16 protein-coding genes are annotated in these 11,966 nt (G+C 31.0%); all 16 read left to right on the forward strand.

Annotated features, from left to right (window positions below; translation table 11 throughout):
* The first annotated feature begins 4 nt into the window (after positions 1-4).
* The 16 genes from D3P13_RS05885 (at position 5) to D3P13_RS05960 (ending at position 11,920) form a co-directional block, all read left to right on the forward strand.
* Positions 5-1,219 carry an ABC transporter permease gene (locus tag D3P13_RS05885; protein ID WP_117880398.1) on the forward strand — a complete coding sequence of 405 codons (1,215 nt, stop codon included), beginning with the start codon at positions 5-7 and terminating at the stop codon, positions 1,217-1,219.
* Positions 1,220-1,258: 39 nt separating this feature from the next.
* Positions 1,259-1,477 (forward strand): hypothetical protein, encoded by a 219-nt coding sequence (locus D3P13_RS05890; protein WP_117880399.1) that lies wholly within the window; start codon positions 1,259-1,261, stop codon positions 1,475-1,477.
* Positions 1,478-1,502: 25 nt separating this feature from the next.
* Positions 1,503-1,868, forward strand: coding sequence for an arsenate reductase family protein (locus D3P13_RS05895; protein WP_117880400.1), 366 nt, complete (start codon positions 1,503-1,505; stop codon positions 1,866-1,868).
* Between the two features lie 159 nt (positions 1,869-2,027).
* Positions 2,028-2,417 (forward strand): hypothetical protein, encoded by a 390-nt coding sequence (locus tag D3P13_RS05900; RefSeq protein WP_117880401.1) that lies wholly within the window; start codon positions 2,028-2,030, stop codon positions 2,415-2,417.
* A gap of 184 nt (positions 2,418-2,601) precedes the next feature.
* Positions 2,602-2,952, forward strand: a complete 351-nt coding sequence (locus D3P13_RS05905; RefSeq protein WP_117880402.1) for a carboxymuconolactone decarboxylase family protein — start codon at positions 2,602-2,604, stop codon at positions 2,950-2,952.
* An 80-nt stretch (positions 2,953-3,032) separates the two neighbouring features.
* Positions 3,033-3,854 (forward strand): 5'-nucleotidase, lipoprotein e(P4) family, encoded by an 822-nt coding sequence (locus D3P13_RS05910; RefSeq protein ID WP_117880403.1) that lies wholly within the window; start codon positions 3,033-3,035, stop codon positions 3,852-3,854.
* A gap of 218 nt (positions 3,855-4,072) precedes the next feature.
* Positions 4,073-5,755, forward strand: a complete 1,683-nt coding sequence (locus D3P13_RS05915; protein ID WP_117880404.1) for an ABC1 kinase family protein — start codon at positions 4,073-4,075, stop codon at positions 5,753-5,755.
* 21 nt (positions 5,756-5,776) lie between these two features.
* The gene (locus D3P13_RS05920; protein ID WP_117880405.1) at positions 5,777-7,048 is read left to right on the forward strand and encodes an MgtC/SapB family protein; all 1,272 of its coding nucleotides are present in this window, start codon (positions 5,777-5,779) and stop codon (positions 7,046-7,048) included.
* A 172-nt stretch (positions 7,049-7,220) separates the two neighbouring features.
* The gene (locus tag D3P13_RS05925) at positions 7,221-7,493 is read left to right on the forward strand and encodes a DUF5661 family protein (protein ID WP_117880406.1); all 273 of its coding nucleotides are present in this window, start codon (positions 7,221-7,223) and stop codon (positions 7,491-7,493) included.
* A gap of 130 nt (positions 7,494-7,623) precedes the next feature.
* Complete coding sequence (locus D3P13_RS05930; protein WP_117880407.1) at positions 7,624-8,133, forward strand: ferritin; 510 nt, start codon at positions 7,624-7,626, stop codon at positions 8,131-8,133.
* 54 nt (positions 8,134-8,187) lie between these two features.
* Positions 8,188-9,006, forward strand: a complete 819-nt coding sequence (locus tag D3P13_RS05935; protein WP_117880408.1) for a DUF1269 domain-containing protein — start codon at positions 8,188-8,190, stop codon at positions 9,004-9,006.
* Between the two features lie 34 nt (positions 9,007-9,040).
* Complete coding sequence (locus D3P13_RS05940; protein WP_117880409.1) at positions 9,041-9,751, forward strand: 2,3-bisphosphoglycerate-dependent phosphoglycerate mutase; 711 nt, start codon at positions 9,041-9,043, stop codon at positions 9,749-9,751.
* 16 nt (positions 9,752-9,767) lie between these two features.
* The gene (locus D3P13_RS05945) at positions 9,768-10,256 is read left to right on the forward strand and encodes a hypothetical protein (RefSeq protein ID WP_157972836.1); all 489 of its coding nucleotides are present in this window, start codon (positions 9,768-9,770) and stop codon (positions 10,254-10,256) included.
* 12 nt (positions 10,257-10,268) lie between these two features.
* Positions 10,269-10,769 carry a hypothetical protein gene (locus D3P13_RS05950; RefSeq protein WP_117880411.1) on the forward strand — a complete coding sequence of 167 codons (501 nt, stop codon included), beginning with the start codon at positions 10,269-10,271 and terminating at the stop codon, positions 10,767-10,769.
* A 60-nt stretch (positions 10,770-10,829) separates the two neighbouring features.
* Positions 10,830-11,330, forward strand: a complete 501-nt coding sequence (locus D3P13_RS05955) for a hypothetical protein (RefSeq protein WP_157972837.1) — start codon at positions 10,830-10,832, stop codon at positions 11,328-11,330.
* A gap of 20 nt (positions 11,331-11,350) precedes the next feature.
* On the forward strand, positions 11,351-11,920 hold the full coding sequence (locus D3P13_RS05960) for an HdeD family acid-resistance protein (RefSeq protein ID WP_117880413.1): 570 nt from the start codon (positions 11,351-11,353) through the stop codon (positions 11,918-11,920).
* Positions 11,921-11,966: the final 46 nt, after the last annotated feature.

The following is an 11,966-nucleotide window of genomic DNA, read 5'->3' on the forward strand; positions in this document are numbered from 1 at the left end:
AATTATGAAAAGGTTTTTGAAAATATTTAAAGTTGCTTTTCTGTCTATCTATAAGAATAGGACGCGGAGTTTATTGACTATGTTGGGTATTATAATTGGTGTAGGAGCTGTTATTATGACCATATCAGCAGGAGAAGGAGCAACATTAGAGGTTGAAAACCAAATATCAGGGTTAGGTACCAATCTATTAATGATACAAACCAAGTCAGAACATAAGGCAGGTATCAATGTAAGAATGGGACGCCCTATTGATGAGAAAGATTTTGAAATGCTTAAAAAAAATTCAGTTTGGATGCCCCAATTATCTCCTCTAGTAGCTATTGGAGCTCAAGCTATAGGGCCAAGTGGTTATAAATCTACTATGGTTTATGGAGTTTCTTACGATTATTTTTATATAACGAGTAGGGCATTACAAACGGGTAGTTTTTTTACCGAAGACGACGTGCGAACAGCAAAAAAGTATTGTGTTATCGGCCAAACCATACGAGAAGAACTTTTCCCAGGAGAAGACCCTATTGGTCATCAAATACGTATAGATAAAGTTCCTTTTACCGTACTAGGTCTTTTAACTGAAGAAGGTTCGGGGGGTATGCAGGATATGGATGATATAATATTAGCTCCTTATACAACAATTCAAAATAGACTGTATGGTCATCAAAGGGGGTATACTATGATTTTGGGGAGTGCATTAAGCGAAGATCATATTGCTGACGCAGAAATGGAGGCCTCTGAACTATTACGAGAGTCTCATAAAATAATAGATGGAGATGAAGATGATTTTGAAATTATGACACAAATTGAACTGCAGGAAATTACGGGAAATATTACAGGAATCTTAACCATTCTGTTAGGTGCCGTAGCTAGTATTTCATTAATTGTTGGAGGTATTGGTATTATGAATATTATGCTGGTTTCCGTTACTGAGCGAACTCGAGAAATAGGTACTAGACTAGCGATTGGAGCTAGAGAAAGCGATATTTTAACTCAGTTTTTAATAGAAGCCATAGTGCTCAGCTTGGTGGGAGGTATTTTAGGAATAGTATTTGGAATTATAGGAAATCAAATTATTTATAAAGTGACTGGGTTTTTTATTCCCACCGTTGGTTATTCAATACTCATTGGGTTTGGGTTTTCAGCTCTAGTAGGTGTTGCTTTTGGATATTTTCCAGCACGAAAAGCAGCAAAATTGAATCCGATAGATGCTTTACGATATGAATAAAAAGTAATATAAAAGTAAGACAAATAAAAATATAAAATCATGAAAGATCTACATACGATACTTAAGGAAGTAACGAAACTAACCTTGAATATTCAAATGAATTATCCTGAGCTTTATCGCTCATTAGATGAAAATCCGATGGCATTACCTGTCACTAGTCATCCTCAGATAGATAAAAAAGTGATGCAAGAATATTTGGTAGGATTAAAGGAGTTGTTAGAACGGTATATAGCCGAAGAGAAAATTAAAAACGAATAAAAAATTGACTTTTAAAAGCTACGTCATGGGAGAAATTGCTACATCAAACCGAGAAATAACTTTGTTATATAGTTCAAATTCTGAAAGAGCAAAACAGGCCTTAGCTTATGCAAAAACAGAAGGTTTGGCAATACACGAAGTAGATATTTTAAAAACGAAACTTACGGGTCTCCAAATAATAGAACTTGCAGATAGATTACATCTAGAACCCGCTGATCTTGTTAATCAAGAACACCCTGCTTATACTTCGCATTTGCAACATCATGATTTATCAACGGATGATTGGATAAAAATGATACGGCATAATCCAGAAATAATGAAACAACCCATTGCTTTGAAAGGCGATAAAACAGTATTAGTAGAAACACCTACCGATATTTTAAAAATATAAAATAAATTGAGCAGTTTAAATCAAGATGATTGGTGTAGTAAAATGATTTTATTAATGTAACTGACCATGGTCATTTCAAGAACGCTTCAATTCATTTAGCTTTGAAATACTATTAAATGAGTAATGAAAAATTTAATTTAATTTTTAAAGAATAAAATCATGATTAAAGAAAACACAAAAACAAAAGAGCTCGGTATTTATATGGATCATTCAAAAGCAAAATTAATTGATTTACATTCTGAGAAAAATAGTTACACGATTACATCTGAATTTACTTTTGAAACAAAAGCAGAGGCCTTAACTAGAAGTGAAAACCTTATGCATAATAAACGACAACAAATGCAAGAGGAGTATTATGATAAAATTGCTCAAGTTATTTTGAAATATGATGATGTACTTCTTTTTGGTTTGACCAAAGCGAAAACAGAACTTTTTAATTATCTGAATGAAGATTTACGTTTTAAAGATATTAAAATTAGTGTTGAGCCTGCCGATAAGTTAACGTTAAATCAACAAGATGCTTTTGTGAGAACATATTTTGAAAAATAAGCACTATTTGCGTTGTTGTTGTTGTTGTTGTTAAATACAATTAATAAGATATGTTTATTCTAAAAGTTATCAATCTATAATGGTTTTTTAAAACTGATGTAGAGTTTTTTACGATGTTACAATACATAATAACTCTCAATTACTATTCATTGAGAGACAACATAACCAATTAAATTTTTAAGTTATGATTAAAGACTATTCAAAACACTATAGTAATCTTACTAAATTAATGCGTGAAATGGGTGCTGAAATGCCTGAAGTAATGGGTGGATTTAATAAGTTACACGAAGCTAGTATTAAAGAAGGTGTGCTCTCTTCAAAAAACAAAGAACTTATTGCATTAGGAATTGCCATAACGGTAAGGTGCGATGGCTGTATTGCCTTTCATGTGCACGATGCTTTAAGTTCAGGAGCAAGTTCAGAAGAAATTATGGAAACTATTGGTGTCGCTATTCTTATGGGAGGAGGACCTGCATTAGTGTATGGTTGCCAAGCCATGGAGGCCTTAAGTCAATTTGTGGTATTGGAAAGATAGTTATTTCTTGCCTGATTATTTTTGTAATTCTAAATAAAAATTGGTCATTTGTTCTTTCAAAGGATAAATAAAAAATAATAATGAAAAACCATAAATTATTAATTATCATTTTTACGTTTATATTTCTTTACGGATGTAAAACGCAACAGGTTCAATCTAAACAAGAAGTAAATGGAAATATTCCCCTTCGAGAATATTCGATTCAAGCGGTTTTATGGCAACAAAATGCAGCAGAATATAGAGCATTGGCGTACCAAGCATTCAATTTAGCACAGCTTCAGTTAGATAATATAATTGCGAATAACAAAGAGGCTAAGAAGCCTCTAGCAATAGTAACAGATATTGATGAAACGTTATTAGATAATAGTCCATACAGCGGAAAACAGATAGAACTTGATGAAGAATATACGTCACTCAGATGGGCAGAATGGGTAAAGCTAAAAAAAGCAGAAGCGATACCGGGTGCATTACAATTTTTTAATTATGCAAAAAGTAAAGGTGTAGAAGTGTTTTATATTTCTAATAGATCTATCAAACAAAAAAATGAAACTATAGAGAATCTTTTATTAATAGGATTTCCTTTTGCTGATAAAGCACATGTTTTATTAAAAGATGAAACTAGCGGAAAAGAACCAAGAAGACTTCTAGTACAAGAAAATTTCGAAATTGTATTATTAATTGGTGATAATTTATCTGATTTCTCGGAAACATTTGAGAACAGTTCTACAGAGGTTAGAAATAACAAGGTAGATAGTTTAAGATCCACATTTGGTACAACGTTTATTGTACTACCCAATCCAATGTATGGAGACTGGGAAACAAAGGGTATTATGGAAGGAAAGTATGATTGGACTAATTTTCAAAAAGACTCACTTCGAGTAAAAAAAATAAAGACTTACTAAACACCTTAGAAAGGTAATATATAAAAGAATGATCTAAGTCATTTTAAATGTGCTGTTAAATTTAAATCTTTGAAGTATAGAATACTGAGAAGTATGATACTGAATTTGCTATAAAACTGTAGGAGTTTCCGAATTAAATGGTAACCCAATAGAGGTATATACAACTCTTAAAAAAGAATTCTATTTTTTTTAAGGAAATATATAACTAAAATTATGTTATGGCAGGTTTAAAAATTCCAAAACAACAGGAACTAAAAAGATATAACAAACTATTTGCTGTACTCACAAAATATGGCTTTGAGGATGTTATGGCTCACAACCAAATAAAAAAAATAATTCCCAAAAGTTATCTTAAAAAACATCCTGATACGCAAAAGAATCTTTCTTTTACAAAATACGAGCGTATACGAATGATGTTGGAAGAGTTGGGACCTACTTATGTGAAATTGGGACAAATATTTAGCAACAGAGAAGATATGTTGCCACCTGATTTAATAAAGGAACTTGTAAAGCTACAAGATCATGTATTGACATTAAAAAATTTCAATATTAATGAAGTAGTTGAAAAGGAATTAAAAATAAATAGTACAGATTATTTTCAATCAATTGATACAACACCTTTAGCAGCAGCATCTCTAGCTCAAGTACATAAAGCAATATTATTAAACGGAAATGAAGTAGTATTAAAAGTACAACGGCCCGATATCAAAGAAACAATAGAAGCTGACATTTTGGTAATGAAACAAGTTGCTAAAAGTTTAGAAAAACATAGCAGTCAAGCAAAAGCCTTTCAGCCCAAGCAAATAATAGCTTCTTTTGAAAAAAGTATTAGAGAAGAGCTTCAGTTTTTACAGGAAGTTGAAAACATGGAACATTTTGCTAAAGATTTTAAAGGCAATGCATCTATTTATGTTCCTAAAGTGTATCGAGAACTATCTACAGACACGCTTATTTGTATGGAATTTATTGATGGAATTAAAGTTTCAGAAATTGATATGCTTACTTCGTTAAATATAGATTGTAGTGCTGTTGCTAAGGTTGGCGTAGATTTATATTTAGAACAGATATTAGAGCAAGGTTTTTTTCATGCCGATCCGCATCCTGGAAATATTTTTGTACTTCCAAAGACCCAACAAATTTGTTTTATTGATTTTGGAATGATGGGGTCAATTATGCCAAATGACAGAGAAACGTTAAGCGATCTCTTGTTATATTTTATGAAATATGATGTAAAAAAAATAATTCAATTATTAGAGAAAATTGCAGTAAAAGCCAATATTGATGATTATAAAAAATTAGAGTATGATTTGTATGAATTGATAGTAGGAGTCAGTAATACTTCCATTAAAAATATCAGAATGGGGATTGTTCTTAATCAGTTTAAATCCGTTTTATATGGAAACCATATAGTTTTACCCCATTATATGTATATGCTCATTCGCGGTTTAATAATTATAGAAGGCGTAGGTTTAAAACTAGATCCTAAATTTAATATCACAGATAATTTAGAACCTTACACTACTAAAATCACGAAAAAGCGTTTCAGTCTAAAACGTTTGTTAAAAAAGAACTTCACAAAATTACAAGACCTAAACAGTCTCGCTGATTCATTACCAGATGACATTACTATCATTCTAAATAAAATTAAAGAAGGAAAACTAGTAATTGTACATAAGCATAAGGGCCTAAAAGAATTTCAAAGCACACTAAATAAAGCTTCTAATCGGTTAGTTTTTGCGGTTATTATTGCCGCATTATCTATAGGTTCATCCATTTTAGTGATCGCTAAAATGCCTCCTTTGGTATATGGTATTCCTTTACTCGGAGCTATTGGTTTTATACTCTCTGCATTTTTAGGATTTTATATCGTTATTTCCATTTTTAAGAATAAAGAGTATTAATTTTTTTAATATTCAAAGATTATGCAAATACATCAAGAAATTAGCGAGTTGGTTGGATCCTACATATTGGGTGTACTAATCAGTTTAGGTGTTGGCTTAATATTGGGGCTTGAAAGAGAATATGACAAACTTAAAGAAGAAAGGGGGTTTGCTGGAATTCGTACCTTTCCTATTGTTGCAATTCTAGGGTTTACTTTAGGAACATTAACTGAAAAATTTACGCCGTGGTTATTAATAGTGGGGTTTGGATCATTTATTTTCTTTTTGGTACTTAATAATTTTTACCAGAAACAGGAAGAATATGCCAAAGGTATTACTACCAATATAGCCTTGATAGTCACTTTTGTTTTAGGGGTTATGATCTCTGCAGAATATTATCGTGATGCGGTAGCTACGTCGGTAATAATTGTAACATTACTTTCACTCAAAAATCGATTTCATTCTGTTATTAGTAATATAACTTCTGAAGAACTATTTGCATTTATAAAGTTTTCAATAATAGCTTTGTTAATTCTACCCTTTCTACCTAACAAAACGTATGGTCCAGATCATTTACTCAATCCTTTTGAAATTGGTTCTATTATCGTAATTGTCTCTTTTCTGAATTTCATTGGCTATTTTTTAGTAAAATTTGTGGGTTCTAAAAAAGGGATTCTTCTTACGGCTATTCTTGGCGGATTAATATCTAGTACCGCAGTGGCTTGGAATTACGCCTCAAGAAGTAAGGATTCTCCAGAGCTTTCAAAAAAATATAGTGCAGGTATTATTGTAGCCTCGGCAATTATGTTTCCTAGAATAGCCTTATTAGCTTATATTTTTAACAATGCAATTATTAAATATTTAGCACTACCATTTGGTTTATTGACTTTGATTTGTATCATAGCTACTTTAGTATTAATGCGGAAAGATGACAGCAAGCCTGATACTGATATTAAACTGGGTAATCCGCTTAACATGTTAAATGCGATAGGATTCGGAGTGGTCTATTTAGTGATCCTTTTTGCCGTTTATTATAGTAACCGATTATTTGGTGAAAGTGGTTTGTATTATTCTGCATTAATAGCAGGTTTGGCAGACACGGATGCCATTACTATTAGCATGGCTAAGTTTTCTTTAGACGGAGAAAAATTGCAACTAGCATCATCGGTTATTATTGCAGCTACGATGAGTAATATGTTTGTAAAGCTTATTACTACAATAATAAAAGGTTCAAAAACTACAGGTAAACTAGTAAGCTACGCTTTTGGCAGTGTTATTTTGGTGGGAGTAATCTATATTCTTATCCATAACTGATCACAACTTTATTTTCTCTTCTATTATCGTTTCTAGGTTCTAAATAATTAAAAAAAGCATCTTTTTTTATCATGCTGACCTAGGTCAGTGTCACTATTGTTAAAGCAAATTAATTTTGTTGGTATAATCTAGACAGGAGGTATAAATTTTCTGTCAGTTAAATACACATACAATGAAAAAAATAAACTCAGAAGAAGCAAAAGTGATTGGAAATAATTTGGGTATCGATTGGAATGCTATTCGATTAGACGAATTCACAAAAGGTGTAAATGTTGAATTTGAACATGGCACAAGATATCCAGAAACCAATGTGACTAATAATGATACAGCCTTAACAGGAAAAATAGCTTGGGCACATTTAAAAGAGTTTCCTGATTATTATACACGGTTAGAGAAAATGGAAAATAAAGCGGAAGCGTATTGGAAAGAACGAGAGTTAAACTAATGTGAAAATTTTATACGCTCTGACCTAGGTCAGTGTATTACAGTTAAGAGCTATCTAATTTTGACCTATAAATCTTTACCTAGAGATAAAGAATAATAACAACAATATATAATATTTAAAAAATTAAATCATGGAAACAAAATCAGAATTTTTAAGCGAAGCTATGGTTAAGTTACTAAATTATCGTGTGGAACAAGAAGAGTATTCTTCAAGAATATACTTGGCTATGTCTACTTGGTTAGATGATAAGGGGTTTGTGGGAGCTTCCAAATTATTTAAACAATATAGCGATGAAGAAATTGTACATGCAAATAAAGCACGAAAAATGCTTTTAGCAAACGGGTTACGACCTGTAACACCAGCTTTAAAACAACCAAAACAAGATTTTTTAAGTCTACCTGATGTCATACAATCAGCATTGGCACATGAACAAGAAATTACAAGACAATGTTATGCCCTTACTAAAGCTGCCCATGACGAAGGTAATTTTATGGTAGTGGAATTGGGCTTATGGTACTCTAAAGAACAAGCAGAGGAATTAAGCAAAGTACAGTACCTATTAGATCGTCTGGAAGCTTTTGGTGAAGAGTTAAGCATGTTGAGAAGACTAGATGATGAAATGGGACAATTGGCATCATAATTAGGTAAAATTCACATTAAAAAAAATAGTAATAACATTTAAATAACAAATAAAATGGCAAATATTATAGTAGTTCCATTTAAGGAAGAAAAAAGGGCCATAGATGCCTTACACAAAATTAAAGAATTAGATGCTTATGGAGATATTACCCTCTATGAACATATGATGATTCGAAAAAAAGAAAACAATCAATTTGAAGTATTAAACGATCAAACTGATGAAGAAGGCTGGAGAACCTTAACAGGAGCTGCAGTTGGTGGTTTATTAGGAGCCATTGCAGGACCTGTAGGTTTTGTTATCGGATTGTATTCAGGTTTAGCCGTTGGTGCAATTGCCGATGTAAGTCGTTATGATTTTGAAGATGATTTTGTAAAAAAAGTAAGTAATCAAATGACTGTGGGTACCATTGCTATAATTGCTGAGGTAGGAGAAGACAGTTCCGTTTTTATTAATGAAGCTCTTGAACCTTATAGTTCAGAAATTATAAGAAGTGAAGCAGGAATAGAATTTGACGATTATATAGATGGACAAATTGAAGATATTGAAGATAAAATTGAAGACGAACGCGAAAAACTCAAAAAAGCTACTAAGGAAGAAAAGGTTAAAATAAAATCTAAGATAGCTGAACTTAAAGCCAAACGTAAAATTAAAATTGCTGCGTTAGAAACAAAAAGAAAACAGGCATTAAAAATAATTAAAGACAAAACAGACAATAGAATTAAACAAATGGAAAATCGTCTTAATGACTATGAACATTCTGTTTCTAATTCAATAATGAAAGTTAGAAAAAATAGATTGAAAAAAAGAATCAAAAAACAAGAAGAAAAATTATATCAATTGCATGCTGCATTATGTGAAGATATTGTGGATTGATTTTAAGGTTTTTAATATTTAAAATATAGTAGAGATGGGAAAGTTAATTTTAGTGAGACATGGAAAAAGTATATGGAATGTAGAAAATATATTTACAGGATGGACAGATGTAGATATTGCAGCCGAAGGTGTTGAAGAAGCCATAATAGCAGGTGAAATTATTCGAGATCGCAATATATCCATTGATATTTGTTTTTCATCTTATTTGAAAAGAGCCATTAAAACTGCCGCTATTATTTTGGATACTAGTGATATGATGTACATTGATTTCATAAAAAGTTGGAAGCTAAATGAACGTAATTACGGTGCTTGGCAAGGAAGAAATAAAGATGAAGTGAAAAGAGATGTTGGTGAAGATTTTTATTGGAAGGTTAGGAGGGGATTTAGCACTCCACCTCCTAAACTATCCATAGGTGATGAACGGAATCCGAAATTCGATGAGAAATACAGAAAAGTCAATGTAGATGAATTACCCATCGGTGAATCATTAAAAGACACCAAACAAAGAACGGTCGCCTATTTTTATGAAGCTATTGTCCCTGAACTTGTAAAAGGTAAAACGGTATTGGTGGCGGCTCATGGAAATTCCATTCGAGCTTTAATAGGACATATTGATGGTATTGTTGCAGAAGAAATGCCAAAAGTTGAGGTTCAAACAGGTGTCTTAAATATTTATGAGTTTGATAATATCATGAATGTTAAAGAGAAATATGTACTGCAAAAGGAAGTTGAAGTATTTCATTAATAAATGGTAAAAAGAGATGCGTATTGCAAATTTATCGATAATGGTAATTCTGGTAGGAAGCATTTTAACAAGTTGTGGCTCTGCTAAAACAAAAGCTATACATGGGTCAAAAAAAACTACCAATACAGCCAATATACCATTAAATCAAAATGCTAAAGATACTGTTATAGATACTGAAATAACTAAAAAAGAAGGATGGGAAGAATTTAATATTGATTCTCAAAAAAACCTATTAAAAATAGAAAATCAAATTGAAGCATTAAGAAGGGAGATTGCAAATCATGACAAAAAAAATCAAAAGAAAAAGATCAAAACACTGGATTCATTAGAAGAAAAAAAGAATATACTCAAATCGAGATTAGTTAAAATTAATAAAAGAATTAAATCAAATATAGAAGATATAAATAGAACACAAGAAGTAGTAACAATAGCTTTTGAAAAGGACTTTGTTCAAGATTTAAATGAGCTTTTAATGGGGCTTAGAGATTTTTTGAAAAATAAATAAAAATAGATAGTAATGAAAAAAAATATTTTATCCTTTACCATAATAGTTCTTATGGTAGGGAGCATTTTAACAAGTTGTGGAACGGCAGTAAAGAAAGATGTTGCATCCGCTAAAGAAAATGCAAAGACAGCACATAATGATTTGAATCAGGCAAGAAAAGATTCTCAAGTAGAAGTTAGTAGTACTATGAAAGCAGACTGGGTAAAATTCAAAACAGATTCTCAAATTGCATTAGACAATAGTAAGACTGAAATTAAGAAATTACGAGGGGTAATAGCAAGTTCCAATGAAGCATGTCAGCAAGAGTTAAATAAAGAACTTGACATATTAGAACAAAATAGAAATGATCTTAAAAAAAGATTGAAACAAAAAAATAATACACTCGAAAAAAGTTTGACTAAAATTAATGAAGCCGACAATGCATTAAGAAAAGATTTTCAAAAACAGTTTGTTTTGGATATGAGTGAGTTACAAACAGCATTAAAAGATTTTTTTAGTAAAAACGCTATATAATAAAGTATTATGATCTTTTAATAATAACAATAAAATAATAACAATGTAAATATTAAAATTATGAAAACAAAAGTTTTATCCTTTACCATAATCGTTTTTATGGTGGGAAGCATTTTAACAAGTTGTGGTAATCAATCCAAACAAGATGCGAAAGAAGTTAAACAAGATGCAAAAGAATTGAGTAAAGACTTAAAACAAGGAGCAAAAGACTCTAGTCAAGAGATTAAAACAGCAGTACAATCAGATTGGAATACATTCAAAACTTCATCTGAAAAAGCTATTGAAAATACAGACAAAGAAATTAAAGTACTTAGAACAAAAATTGCGAAAGCCAATAAAAATGAAAAAGAAAAATTGACAAAAGCATTGAATAAATTAGAAGAAAAAAACAAAGAACTTAAAGAGAAACTAGCACAAAGAGGCAAAGAATTTAAAGAAGATGTAATTGATTTTAATGAATCAGCAAAAGCAAACGAAGAAAAATTTGAACGAGAATTTACCCATGATATGAATGAATTAGGTACCGCTTTAAAAGATCTTTTTAAAAATAACGTGGATTAATAATCCTAAACTATAAAGTTATGTCAACTTCAATTTTAAGTTCAGCACAAACTGCAGTAAAAAATTGGTGGATTTCTCTCTTAATAGGTGTCCTATATATTATTGCTGGAGTTTGGGTGTTTCAAACACCATTAGAAAGTTATGTATCATTAAGTATTATTTTTAGTGTATTCATCTTTGTTTCAGGTATATCTCAAATTGCATTATCTATTTCTAGTAAAAATGAGATGCAAGATTGGGGATGGTATTTGGCAGGTGGTATTCTAGATCTTATAATTGGTGTTTTATTAATAACGCACCCATTAATGACTATGGCTATTTTACCTTTTTATGTGGGTTTTTGGCTATTATTTCAAGGGTTTATGGCAATTGGGTTATCATTTCAATTAAAATCAGTTCGAGGCCCATTTTGGGGATGGTTACTATTTTTAGGAATTCTTACATTACTATTTTCTTTTCTATTATTAGCAAATCCAATTTTAGCAGGCGTAAGTATTGTTTATATGACAGCATTGGCATTTGTTACTGCTGGTATATTTAGAATAATACTAGCCTTTAATTTAAAAAAAATAAAAAACACTATTGATTAATTAGTTTAAGCAGTACTATAAGAGATAGAGGTCATAAGCTTTTTTA

The organism is Aureibaculum luteum (assembly GCF_003449015.1).
Lineage (GTDB): Bacteria > Bacteroidota > Bacteroidia > Flavobacteriales > Flavobacteriaceae > Aureibaculum > Aureibaculum luteum.

Excerpts from the sequence above, each read along its gene's own strand:
- D3P13_RS05905 (WP_117880402.1), top strand. The coding sequence starts at position 2,602 with ATGATTAAAGACTATTCAAAACACTATAGTAATCTTACTAAATTAATG.
- D3P13_RS05955 (WP_157972837.1), top strand. The coding sequence starts at position 10,830 with ATGAAAACAAAAGTTTTATCCTTTACCATAATCGTTTTTATGGTGGGA.
- D3P13_RS05940 (WP_117880409.1), top strand. The coding sequence starts at position 9,041 with ATGGGAAAGTTAATTTTAGTGAGACATGGAAAAAGTATATGGAATGTA.
- D3P13_RS05930 (WP_117880407.1), top strand. The coding sequence starts at position 7,624 with ATGGAAACAAAATCAGAATTTTTAAGCGAAGCTATGGTTAAGTTACTA.
- D3P13_RS05925 (WP_117880406.1), top strand. The coding sequence starts at position 7,221 with ATGAAAAAAATAAACTCAGAAGAAGCAAAAGTGATTGGAAATAATTTG.
- D3P13_RS05915 (WP_117880404.1), top strand. The coding sequence starts at position 4,073 with ATGGCAGGTTTAAAAATTCCAAAACAACAGGAACTAAAAAGATATAAC.
- D3P13_RS05900 (WP_117880401.1), top strand. The coding sequence starts at position 2,028 with ATGATTAAAGAAAACACAAAAACAAAAGAGCTCGGTATTTATATGGAT.
- D3P13_RS05885 (WP_117880398.1), top strand. The coding sequence starts at position 5 with ATGAAAAGGTTTTTGAAAATATTTAAAGTTGCTTTTCTGTCTATCTAT.
- D3P13_RS05935 (WP_117880408.1), top strand. The coding sequence starts at position 8,188 with ATGGCAAATATTATAGTAGTTCCATTTAAGGAAGAAAAAAGGGCCATA.
- D3P13_RS05910 (WP_117880403.1), top strand. The coding sequence starts at position 3,033 with ATGAAAAACCATAAATTATTAATTATCATTTTTACGTTTATATTTCTT.
- D3P13_RS05920 (WP_117880405.1), top strand. The coding sequence starts at position 5,777 with ATGCAAATACATCAAGAAATTAGCGAGTTGGTTGGATCCTACATATTG.
- D3P13_RS05960 (WP_117880413.1), top strand. The coding sequence starts at position 11,351 with ATGTCAACTTCAATTTTAAGTTCAGCACAAACTGCAGTAAAAAATTGG.
- D3P13_RS05895 (WP_117880400.1), top strand. The coding sequence starts at position 1,503 with ATGGGAGAAATTGCTACATCAAACCGAGAAATAACTTTGTTATATAGT.
- D3P13_RS05945 (WP_157972836.1), top strand. The coding sequence starts at position 9,768 with ATGCGTATTGCAAATTTATCGATAATGGTAATTCTGGTAGGAAGCATT.
- D3P13_RS05890 (WP_117880399.1), top strand. The coding sequence starts at position 1,259 with ATGAAAGATCTACATACGATACTTAAGGAAGTAACGAAACTAACCTTG.
- D3P13_RS05950 (WP_117880411.1), top strand. The coding sequence starts at position 10,269 with ATGAAAAAAAATATTTTATCCTTTACCATAATAGTTCTTATGGTAGGG.